Source organism: uncultured Rhodococcus sp., assembly GCF_963525155.1.
GTDB classification, from domain to species: Bacteria; Actinomycetota; Actinomycetes; order Mycobacteriales; family Mycobacteriaceae; genus Rhodococcus_F; species Rhodococcus_F qingshengii.
This window is the reverse complement of sequence record NZ_CAURKP010000172.1, coordinates 1-10604: the sequence shown is the minus strand read 5'-3', so window position 1 is coordinate 10604 and position 10604 is coordinate 1. Positions and strand designations below refer to the sequence as shown.

At 63.6% G+C, this 10604-nt stretch carries 10 protein-coding genes and 1 pseudogene; 2 read left to right on the top strand and 9 right to left on the bottom strand.

The features are described from left to right. The 4 genes from RWT78_RS24185 to RWT78_RS24170 form a co-directional block, all read right to left on the bottom strand. The coding region (locus tag RWT78_RS24185; RefSeq protein ID WP_314681481.1) for a CNNM domain-containing protein at window positions 1-641 on the bottom strand (641 nt) is incomplete at its 3' end. Between the two features lie 21 nt (window positions 642-662). Then, a complete protein-coding gene (gene ybeY, locus RWT78_RS24180) occupies window positions 663-1205 on the bottom strand; it encodes an rRNA maturation RNase YbeY (protein WP_003944525.1) in 543 nt (180 codons plus the stop codon). A gap of 48 nt (window positions 1206-1253) precedes the next feature. Beyond that, on the bottom strand, window positions 1254-2342 hold the full coding sequence (locus tag RWT78_RS24175; RefSeq protein WP_003944580.1) for a PhoH family protein: 1089 nt from the start codon (window positions 2340-2342) through the stop codon (window positions 1254-1256). A gap of 112 nt (window positions 2343-2454) precedes the next feature. After that, window positions 2455-3150 carry a TetR/AcrR family transcriptional regulator gene (locus tag RWT78_RS24170; RefSeq protein WP_007731067.1) on the bottom strand — a complete coding sequence of 232 codons (696 nt, stop codon included), beginning with the start codon at window positions 3148-3150 and terminating at the stop codon, window positions 2455-2457. A gap of 128 nt (window positions 3151-3278) precedes the next feature. Between RWT78_RS24170 and RWT78_RS24165 the strand changes: the two genes are divergently transcribed. Further along, on the top strand, window positions 3279-4955 hold the full coding sequence (locus RWT78_RS24165; protein WP_314681478.1) for an MFS transporter: 1677 nt from the start codon (window positions 3279-3281) through the stop codon (window positions 4953-4955). Here the strand turns inward: RWT78_RS24165 and RWT78_RS24160 are convergent. The 5 genes and pseudogenes from RWT78_RS24160 to hrcA form a co-directional block, all read right to left on the bottom strand. Then, window positions 4893-5651: pseudogene (locus tag RWT78_RS24160) on the bottom strand (alpha/beta hydrolase family protein); the annotation flags it as partial. The gene RWT78_RS24165 and the pseudogene RWT78_RS24160 sit on opposite strands and share 63 nt — an antisense overlap. Before the next feature lie 14 nt (window positions 5652-5665). Then, window positions 5666-6904, bottom strand: coding sequence for an Ig-like domain-containing protein (locus RWT78_RS24155; protein WP_003944568.1), 1239 nt, complete (start codon window positions 6902-6904; stop codon window positions 5666-5668). A gap of 123 nt (window positions 6905-7027) precedes the next feature. Then, window positions 7028-7789, bottom strand: a complete 762-nt coding sequence (locus tag RWT78_RS24150) for a 16S rRNA (uracil(1498)-N(3))-methyltransferase (RefSeq protein ID WP_003944495.1) — start codon at window positions 7787-7789, stop codon at window positions 7028-7030. A 2-nt stretch (window positions 7790-7791) separates the two neighbouring features. Continuing rightward, window positions 7792-8943, bottom strand: a complete 1152-nt coding sequence (gene dnaJ, locus RWT78_RS24145; RefSeq protein WP_314681476.1) for a molecular chaperone DnaJ — start codon at window positions 8941-8943, stop codon at window positions 7792-7794. A gap of 80 nt (window positions 8944-9023) precedes the next feature. Next, complete coding sequence (gene hrcA / locus RWT78_RS24140) at window positions 9024-10067, bottom strand: heat-inducible transcriptional repressor HrcA (RefSeq protein ID WP_003944583.1); 1044 nt, start codon at window positions 10065-10067, stop codon at window positions 9024-9026. Between the two features lie 157 nt (window positions 10068-10224). Between hrcA and RWT78_RS24135 the strand changes: the two genes are divergently transcribed. Then, window positions 10225-10548 (top strand): type II toxin-antitoxin system VapB family antitoxin, encoded by a 324-nt coding sequence (locus RWT78_RS24135; RefSeq protein WP_003944521.1) that lies wholly within the window; start codon window positions 10225-10227, stop codon window positions 10546-10548. Window positions 10549-10604 lie beyond the last annotated feature (56 nt).

Below are 10604 nucleotides of genomic sequence, written 5' to 3'. Positions count from 1 at the left end.
ATCCACACCATGTCGGTGCGGGGCACCATCACCTCGCGCGCCGACGTGTCTCCGAGTTCGAAGACGGACTGGATCATTCGGCGTTCTTCGTCGGCCACGACGCCACGTTCCTGCGCCATGTCCACGAGTTCACGCAACTCGATTTCCGACGCGAACGGGCCGTTGCGGAAGCCCTTACCCGGGGTCAATGCGTTACCCACGAGGATCAGGACGCGACTGATCGGCCCGAGCAGAACCCCGATCCACAGCAGTGGCAGCGACGCGGCCATCGCGATGGAGTACGCATGTTGGCGCCCAAGCGTTCTCGGTCCGACGCCGATGACCACGTACGAGACGAGAACCATGATCACCGCGGTGACGGTCAGTGCCCAGCCCAGCGAGAGGACGTCGATCAGGCCGCCCACGAGTACGACGGTGGCCGTGATCTCGCACAAAATGCGAAGCAGGACCATCAGATTCACGTATCGCGGACGATCGGTCAGGATGCGTTGCACTCGCGCGGCGCCGGCTCGCTCTTCCTTTGCCATCTCGTCGATCCGCGCCGACGAAATGGTGTTGAGCGCCGAGTCGACGGCCGCGAACACACCACCGACCGGGACAAGAGCAATCGCCAGAACAAAGAGCGCTATGGCGCTACTCACTACAGAACCCCCGGATAACTGTTATCGGTCCACTCCGTCGACGAAACCGGTCTTACCGAGCAGCTTCTGATCGCGTTCGGCCAGTGCTGCTTCGCGGTCGATACGGCGAAGGTCTTCGTACCACTCTTCGAGGAGGCTGTTCTGCAAGCCGAACATCTCCTTCTCCTCCTCCGGCTCCGCATGGTCGTAGCCGAGAAGGTGCAACACACCGTGGACGGTCAGGAGGGCAAGTTCGTGAGCCAGCGAATGCCCGGCCTTGTCAGCCTGATCCGCGGCGAAAGACGGACACAGCACGATGTCGCCGAGCATCGACGGCCCCGGCTCGGGGGAATCGGGACGGCCACCCGGCTCGAGTTCGTCCATCGGGAACGACATGACGTCGGTCGGGCCCGGCAGGTCCATCCAGCGAACGTGCAGATCCGCCATCGTCGCGGAGTCGACGAGAACCATCGACAGCTCGGCCGCCGGATGGACATCCATCCGAGCGATCACGAAACGGGCAACGCTGATCAACTCCGGTTCGGAGATGTCCATGCCCGATTCGTTCGAGACCTCGATGCTCATGTGCGACGCTCTTTCCTGGGAAAAGTAGGGGTTGATGCGTCGCTCAGCCTACCGTCGCGGTGAATGAGCATGTGCAGCGCGGCGCTGCGCCCGGTTTCCGACCGCCAACTCGCCGGACCGATCCGATTCGTGACGCTCGTAAGCGTCGACGATGTGAGAGACCAGCCGATGACGTACGACGTCGCTGCTGTCCAGAGTGGCGAAATGAATATCGTCGATCCCGGTGAGGATTTCGGATGCCGCGCGCAGACCCGAACGGGCCCCGCCCGGCAGATCGACCTGGGTCACGTCTCCGGTGACCACGATCTTGGAACCGAACCCGAGGCGGGTCAGGAACATCTTCATCTGCTCGGCCGTGGTGTTCTGCGCTTCGTCCAAGATGATGAAGGCGTCGTTGAGCGTCCGGCCACGCATGTAGGCGAGCGGAGCGACCTCGATGACTCCGGCCTGCATCAACTTCGGAATCGCCTCGGGATCCATCATGTCGTGCAATGCGTCGTGCAGCGGGCGGAGATACGGATCGATCTTCTCGTGCAGCGTGCCGGGCAGAAAGCCCAGTCGCTCCCCGGCCTCGACTGCCGGCCTGGTCAAGATGATCCGAGAGACCTGCTTGGCCTGCAACGCCTGAACGGCCTTGGCCATGGCGAGGTAGGTCTTGCCGGTACCGGCCGGGCCGACTCCGAACACGATGGTGTTCTCGTCGATGGCGTCGACGTAGCGTTTCTGGTTGAGGGTCTTCGGCCGAATCGTCTTGCCCCGACGCGAAAGAATGTCGAGGGAGAGCACCTCGGCCGGAGACTCGCCGACCTCGTTGGTGAGCATGCCGATGGTTCGTCGAACAGCGTCCGGGGCAATGGGCTGCCCTCGACCGGCCAGCGACGCCAATTCACTGAACACACGTTCTGCCAGCGCCACGTCTGCAGCCGTCCCCGACAAGGAGATGGTTCCGCCACGTACATGAATGTCGGCACGAAGCTCACGTTCGATCGCGGTGAGATTCTCGTCCGTCGCCCCCAGGATTTGACGCACGGTCTCCGGCGCCAGATCCATACTCGAACGGACGGTGCGCTCTGCGGGCAGAGCGCGCTCGGTGATGGTGGTTACACGGTTCCCGTCGAGTTCACTGTGTTCACTCACGTGGTGAATATGGCCTGCTTTCTGGTCCGATCAGCCCACTCGACTCGTGAGCCTCGATACTTCGAAGTCTAGCGCCAGAGTCGGACACGGCCCACTTGTTAATCGTCCCGGCCTAATCCTCGCGGCGACCGGACGGCAGCGATTCGCGGATCCACTCCGACGCTTCGGCGACGATCTCGGAGCTTCTGTCCGGACTGATACCCGCGATGACCAGGCACACGGCGGCAAAGGATTCGCCCGAGTCCGTGATGAGCCCACTGTTGGCCTGATCGAACAAAGTGATCGTGATCGCCTCGGTCATCGCTACCAGAGTCTCGGCCGGCAGGTATTTCGAGAAGGTTCCGTCACGCTGACCGCGCTCGACGACGCTGATACTCACGGCGCGCGCGGGCTCCATCAGATCGAGAATCCGCTGCTCCCCCAACTCTTTGCGAGCAAAGCTGAGCAGCATCCGGAAGCGATCACCGACCGGCCATGACAGCAATGCCAGTACGGCAGTCGCCAGATCCGGGCGCTCGGGCGGCTCGCCGGCTTGGCTCAGCGCAGCTACGAGATCGGTCGACGCCTCGTCCACGATGCCGTTGATCAGCGCCTCTCGGCTGTCGAAATGCGCGTACACGGTTCGCCTGACCACACCGGCGGCCTTTGCGACATCGTCCATGCTCGCATCCGGATCAGCAGCGAACGCCGTGATCGCCGCCTCGATGATGCGATTGCGATTGGCCGCGGCCTGACTACGACGCTGCCGTCCGCCCGATTCGGCTGTTCCCGAAACGACTGTGCCCGAATGCGTCAACGCGCGTTCCACCTCTTTCGACTGCCCAACTGTGATCTAGGTCAATCATAGTTGCACATCGGTGTGCAAGTTATTAACTTACACATCAGTGTGCAAATAGATCGAGGAGTGTCTTCGATCATCAGGAACGGAGTCGCGACATGACGACACTCATGAGCAAACCTGTCTCGGAGATGGACCAGCCGTACTCACGGCGGTGGGCCGCGCTCGGGGTGTTGTGCCTGAGTCTGCTGATCGTCGTGATGGCGAATACCGCGCTGATCGTCGCGGCGCCGGACATGACCAGAGACCTCGGCCTCACCAGCACGCAACTTCAATGGGTCATCGACGGCTACACCGTTCCCTACGCCGCATTGATGCTGCTGTTCGGCGTGATCGGTGACAAGTACAGTCGCCGCGGCGCACTTCTCGCCGGACTGGCCGTGTTCGCCGGCGGCGCCGTCTTCGGCAGCATCGCGGACACCACCAACGCCGTCATCGCGGCACGAATGATCATGGGCGTCGGCGCCGCGATCATCATGCCCGCGACGCTTTCGCTTCTGGTCGCTACCTTTCCCAAAGCGGAGAGATCACGCGCCATCGCGGCGTGGGCGGCGACATCGGGTCTCGCGATTGCACTCGGTCCGCTGTTGGCCGGATGGATTCTCGACAGTCATTCCTGGAGCATCACTTTCCTGATCAACGTCCCGATCGCCGCAGTCGCTGCCGTCGCCGCCGTATTTCTGGTGCCGCCGAGCAAGGCCGAGCACCTGGGCCGGATCGACTGGATCGGCGGCGCACTCTCGGTGGTCACCATTGGCTCGCTCGTGTACTCGATCATCAACGGATTCCACTTCGGGTGGACCGGCGGACCCATCGGTGCCGCCGTACTCGCTGCGATCGGCCTCGTCTCGTTCGTCGTCTGGGAACTGCGTCACCCGCAGCCACTGCTCGACGTCCGTAAGCTCGGCCAGCGCATGGTCGGCGGCGCGACGCTCGCCGTACTTCTGCTGTTCCTGGCCGCCTTCGGCGCCATCTACTTCATCTCACAGCAGTTCCAGTTCATCCTCGGCTACGGCGCACTCGAAACCGGTGTTCGTCTGCTGCCCTTGGCAATTGCCGTTTCGATCGGCGCCGTTGTCAGTGGGCGGATCACTCCGCTGATCGGCGTCCGGGCATCCATCGTCGGCGGCATGGTGGTCGCCGCGATCGGCGTTCTGATTCTCACGCAGGTCGACGGCGATTCGGGCTACTGGATGTTCGCAGTCCCACTGATCCTGCTCGGCCTGGGCATCGGTCTCAGCGAACCGCCGGCCACCGACGCCATCATGGACAACTTCTCCGAGGACGATCTCGGTGCTGCGGGTGGCCTCAACGACACCGCCATCGAACTCGGCGGCTCGCTGGGTATCGCGATCCTCGGCTCGATCCTCGCTGCGAGCTACAAGGATTCGATTGCCGGATTCATCGATGGAATGCAGGTTCCGCAGTTGACGGGCGAACTTGCGCAACAGGCCGCGTACGCGATGGAGGTGTCGGGCGAATCCGTCGGCGGCGCTTCGTTGGTCGCCGAAGAGATGGCAGGCAACCCGTTGGCTGCAGCTCAGGCAGGGCCGTTGCTCGATGCCGCAGGCAGTGCCTACGCCGACGCGATTTCGGCGGCCAGTTGGGCGGGCGGTCTTGCACTGTTCGTGGGGGCAGTTGTCGTGGCGTTCATCCTGCCGGGCAAGAAGGCCCGGGTGCATGTCCCCCCCGCGTCCGTCTGCGGTGCTCGGCCCCAGGGGGTCTTCGGCGACCACCACCGCGGGGGCCCCCCGCCACGACTCGGTCGAGGGTGAGAGAAATGCGTCGTGTCCTTCGCCCTCGATCACACGCAGTGCCACGGGATCACCAGCCGCTTCCGCGGCTTTCGCGTACCGGGAGCTCACCTTGGCCGGCACCTGCAGATCGTCCGCACCCGTGACGCACACAACGGGGACGCCGATCGGCAATCGATGCTGCGGCGACGCACTGCGATACAGACCGGGGTCCGCGTCGAACGGAACGCCGAACAGATCCTCGATGAAGCTGATCCGTCGTCCACGCTCGCCTGCCGACGCCAGATCGAGTGCGGCCGCCTGTGCGATGACCCGTTCAGGCCGGGTGAACGTGTCCTTCTCCCCCGCCAGCCACACTGCAAGATGTCCTCCGGCCGAATGCCCGAGCAAGCGAATCTGATTCAGATCCAATTCGGCCGAGGACTTCGCGGCAACCAGTCCGGGGATTTCGTCGTACGCCGTTTTCACGTCGGCGGACATCTCCGGCCAACCACCGCCCGCCCCGAGACGGCGGTATTCGATGTTCCACACCGCGACGCCGTGCCGCGCGAGTTCGACGGCAAATGCGGTGCCCAGAGTCAATCCGTACTGCCCGCTCCAGAAGCCGCCGTGGATCTGCATGACGACCGGGATCGGGCCGTCAGCGACTCCGTCGGGAACGTAGAGATGCCCGAACTGCTGCTCGTGTCGGCCGTACGGAATCTTGAATCGAGGCACCGAGGAAATCTATCTCAGGCGAGGGCGCTGCCTGCGGCCCAGTCTGCCCAGGAAAGGGTCCAGTCGCCGTTCTGCCACACCTCCAGCGGAGCGCCGCCGGTGTTCTTGATCTCGACGACATCTCCCGGCTGCGAGAAATCGAAGAACCATTTGGCATTGGCCGCACTGAGATTGAGGCAACCGTGCGAGGTGTCGGTGTTTCCCTGCGCCCAGACGGTGCTCTCCAACTCGTGAAGATAGATACCGTCGGTGCTGATGCGGGTGGCCCAGTTGATGGATTCCTTGTAGCCGAGGCGCGAGTTGATCGGCAGACCGTAGGTCGACGAATCCATGATGACGGGATTTGCCTTGTCCATCACGGTGTACGTGCCGGGCTGGGTCCAGAACGAGAGCGTCGTGCCGCCGATCGTCTCGGTGCCGCCCATTCCCATCGAGGTCGGCATTTCCTTGATCACCTGACCGTTTTCGTAGACGGTCACCATCTTGGTGTTGTCGTCGGCGACCGAGACGTGGGAGTCGCCGATCTTGAAGGACACGGTGTCGTCCTGCTGGCCGTACAGTCCGTTGCCGAGTTGCTTGCCGTAGATGTTCGCGTTCACCGAGACCGTCGTGCCTGGTGCGTAGTAATTCTGCGGTCGCCAGTGAACGTTCTGACCGTCGACCCAGTACCACGAACCCTGTACGGGCGGATTGGTTGTGACCAGCAGAGACTTCTCGGCCGCGGCCTTGTCACCGATCAACTCGTCGAAATGAACGGCGACGACGGTGCCGACACCGTACGTGCCACCGTCCGATATCGAGGCGCCACCGGTGGTGTTGATGTACGCCCGGGTCTGGTTACTCGGCGCGACGGTGGTCAGCGTCGTGTTCTTGGTCGTGGCAACACCATTCGCGTCGACGGCGTCGACGACCAACTTGTAGGTCTTGCCGTATCCGAGTGGTTCGCTCGGTTTCCAGGACGTCTTGTCCGGCGTGGTGATACCGGCGACTTCCTTACCCTCGGGATTGGTCAGCGCGACGGTCGTCAGTGTTCCCTTCGCGACCTGGACCTCGATGGGGTCGAGTGGACTCACCGGAGTTCCGCCGTCCGCCGGGGTGACGGTGACTAGAGCCTCGCTGGTCGGGGTAGTGGTGACTGCGCTGCTGGAGGAACCCGTGTTGTCTCCGGTGGAGACCGTGCACCCCGCGACGAGCATCAACGCCGCCGCGGCACACACCGCTCCAACGATTCGCATATGCGCACGTGACAACATCTGGCCTCCTGAAATCCCCGAACCAACTCACGCCGAAGGCGACCCCCGACGTCCTTACGATAGTGCGCAAATCTGACACTTCGCTGAGCGCCGGATCCGATTCAGCTCGGGATCACAACAAGATCAGTGCAGTGGCCGTGGTCCCCAGCGATCGGTCAGCACTCCGATCGCGCCCAGAGCAACAGCCCCGGCGGTCGACGTGCGCAGGACCGTCGGGCCGAGAAGCACCGGAGTGGCCCCGGCCTCCGACAACGCGCTGATCTCCGAATCGTCGAGCCCACCTTCGGGACCGACAACCAGAAATACCTCGTCCGCGCTCGCCAGCGGCAAACCGGCCAACGGCGTCGTCGCCGATTCGTGAAGCACCGCAACCACAGCGCCACGGGCAACGGCGTCACGAACCAGCGCGATCACCGCCGGCGTCTTGTGCAGTTCCGCAATTTCCGGGACGAACGCGCGTCTGGACTGCTTTGCCGCAGACACTGCCGCACTTCGCCAGCGTGCGACGCCCTTGGCGAGCTTGGGACCCTCCCACTTGGCGACACAACGCAAGGACTGCCACGGGATCACCGCGTCGATCCCCGCCTCGGTCGCCAGTTCGACGGCCAACTCGGAACGCTCGGCCTTGGGAAGTGCCTGAACGAGGGTCACCAACGGCTTGGGCTGCTCGAGAACCTGAACGTCACTGACCAACAGTTCCAGGCGGTCCTTGCCGACGCTCGTCACCTCGGCGTCGGCCACCCGGCCACGGCCGTCGGCCAACACCAATCGCTCACCGACGCCGATCCGGCGGACAGTGGCCGCGTGGCGACCCTCCTGTCCGTCCAGAACTGCGATTTCACCGACGCCGGGAACCGGGTCGAGAAAGAAGACCGTTGCGGCCACCGTCAGCGGCCGCTGAATGCTTCGCGAAGACGTGAGAACAATCCACCGCTGTTCTGCGAGGCCGTCGAGACAACCTCGGCCTCGTCACGATCGCGGAGCAGCTTGAATTCCTTGAGCAGCTTGGACTGCTTGTGATCGAGACGGCTCGGGATGACCACCTCGAGGTGAGCGTGCACGTCGCCGCGCACTCCCGACCGCAGTTTCGGCATGCCATGACCGCGAAGAACAGCAACGTGTCCGGGCTGGGTGCCTGGCTCGATGGTGATTTCCTTGGGGCCGTCGATGATGGTGTCGACGGTGACAGTCGTACCGAGCGCTGCGTCGACCATCGGAACGCGGATCGTGCAGTGCAGGTCTTCACCGTCTCGAACGAAGACGTCGTGCTGCTGCTCGACGATCTCGACGTAGAGGTCGCCGGGGTGTCCGCCGCCCGGGCCCACTTCACCCTGCGCGGTCAAACGGATGCGCATGCCACCGGCGACGCCCGCGGGAACCTTCACGGTGATGTCACGCTTGGCCCGAACTCGGCCGTCGCCGCCACACTTGTGGCAGGGATCCGGGATGGTCTCACCGGCACCGCGGCACGTCGGGCAGGGACGCGAGGTCATGACCTGACCGAGGAACGAGCGCTGGATGGATTGAACTTCGCCGGCACCGTTGCAGGTCTCACAGCGGACAGGCTTGGAGTCGCCGTTGGTTCCGGCTCCGGTGCAGCTGTCGCACAGAATGGCCGTCTCGACGGTCACGTGCTTGCTGACTCCCGTCGCACATTCTGCGAGGGTCAGCTTGGTGCGAAGCAACGAGTCGGCTCCGGGCTGAACGCGACCGCGCGGCCCACGACCTGCGCCGCCACCGCCGCCGAAGAATGCTTCGAAGACGTCGCCGAGGCCGCCGCCACCGAATCCGCCGCCGAAGCCACCACCGCTGCCACCACCGGACTCGAGCGGGTCTCCGCCGAGATCGACGATGCGACGCTTCTCCGGGTCGGTCAGGACCTCGTAGGCCGTCGAGATCTCCTTGAACTTGGCCTGCGCCGCCTCGTCAGGGTTGACGTCCGGGTGCAGTTCGCGTGCCAGCTTGCGGTAAGCGCGCTTGAGCTCCTGGTCTGTCGCGTTCTTGTCGACGCCGAGCAATCCGTAGTAATCCCGTGCCACGTTGAGTCTCTCGTCCTTCTCTTACTTCTAGGTTTTCCTCAGTCCTCGCGAGGAGGCGTGCCGACGAATGTCGACGTCCGTCATCGCTCGGAGAGAACTTCGCCGATGTATCTGGCAACGGCGGCAACCGATGCAATTGTTCCCGGATAGTCCATCCGAGTGGGTCCGAGCACACCGACACCACCGAAAACGGTACCGGCCGCGCCGTAGCCAGTCGAAATCACAGAGGTTCCGCGCATCTGTTCGACCTGCGTCTCTTCACCGATCTGAACGGTGACCGTGCCGGAGTTCTGCGTCGCAGCGAGCAGTTTGAGGACCACTACCTGCTCTTCCAGTGCTTCGAGCACGGCGCGCAGCGAACCGGGGAAGCCGGCCAGACCGGAGAAATCGGCGGCGTTGCGCGTGAGATTCGAGGTTCCGCCCAGAACGAGACGATCTTCCGGATGTTCGACCAGGGTCTCGACCAGAACCGTTGCCGAGCGGATCACGGCGTCGCGAAGGTCGGCCGGAGACTCGTCGGCCAGTTCCGCCACGGCAATCGACGCGGCGGCCAGGCGCTTGCCTTCCAGTGCTCCGCCGAGAAGCGTGCGCAACCGGGAAAGGTCTTCGTCTTCGAGGACGTCTCCGAGTTCGACGATTCGCTGATCGACGCGGCCGGAATCGGTGATGAGAACGAGAAGCAGGCGCGCCGGCGTCAACGCGACCACCTCGAGGTGGCGAACCGACGACGCGGACAGCGACGGGTACTGGACAACCGCGACCTGACGGGTCAGTTGCGCGAGCAGTCGCACACCACGACGCAGAACGTCGTCGAGATCGACACCCGACTCCAAGAACTCGAGGATCGCTCGACGCTCGGGCCCGGACATGGGCTTGACGTCGGCGATGCGATCGACGAATTCACGGTATCCCTTGTCGGTGGGGACGCGGCCGGAACTGGTGTGCGGTTGGGCGATGTAGCCCTCGGCCTCGAGGAATGCCATGTCGTTGCGCACAGTGGCGCTCGACACTCCGAGGTTGTGACGCTCGACCAGTGCCTTGGATCCCACCGGGTCCTGGGTGGAGACGTAATCGGCCACGATTGCACGTAAGACCTCGAAACGCCTGTCGTCGGTACTCGACATCGTTGCCACCTCCGTTTCCTGAAAAGAACGAACACCGACATTTACACATCGGTTTCCACTGGCAGTCTAATCGCCCGAGCGCCAGAGACGGCTGTTGCCCTTACTGTGGAGTGAGATCGGCGAAAGGTCGATCGCACAACCATGGACAAGGCGGCACATGATCTTCAAAGGCGTGATGGACGGCAAACCGTATCCCGATCACGGACTGTCTCTACGCGACTGGTCGAAGTTCCCTCCACGTCAGGTTCGACTCGACGAGATCGTGACCACCACGAAGGTCCTCGAACTCGATCGCCTGCTGTCGGAGGACTCGACCTTCTACGGCGATCTGTTCCCGCACGCAGTGCAGTGGCGCGGCACTCTCTACCTCGAGGACGGTCTGCACCGAGCGGTTCGTTCGGCCCTGCGAAACCGCGTCGTGCTGCACGCGCGTGTCTTCGACTTCGACGCGATGCCCGGTGTCATCGAGGGCGTCCGCTGACGCCCGGTGTCATCGAGGGCGTCCGCTGACGCCCGGTGTCATCGAGGGCGTCCGCT

Coding starts and splice junctions, on each gene's coding strand:
- RWT78_RS24155 (WP_003944568.1), bottom strand. CDS start 6,904: ATGTTGTCACGTGCGCATATGCGAATCGTTGGAGCGGTGTGTGCCGCG.
- hrcA (WP_003944583.1), bottom strand. CDS start 10,067: ATGTCGAGTACCGACGACAGGCGTTTCGAGGTCTTACGTGCAATCGTG.
- ybeY (WP_003944525.1), bottom strand. CDS start 1,205: ATGAGCATCGAGGTCTCGAACGAATCGGGCATGGACATCTCCGAACCG.
- RWT78_RS24135 (WP_003944521.1), top strand. CDS start 10,225: ATGATCTTCAAAGGCGTGATGGACGGCAAACCGTATCCCGATCACGGA.
- RWT78_RS24165 (WP_314681478.1), top strand. CDS start 3,279: ATGACGACACTCATGAGCAAACCTGTCTCGGAGATGGACCAGCCGTAC.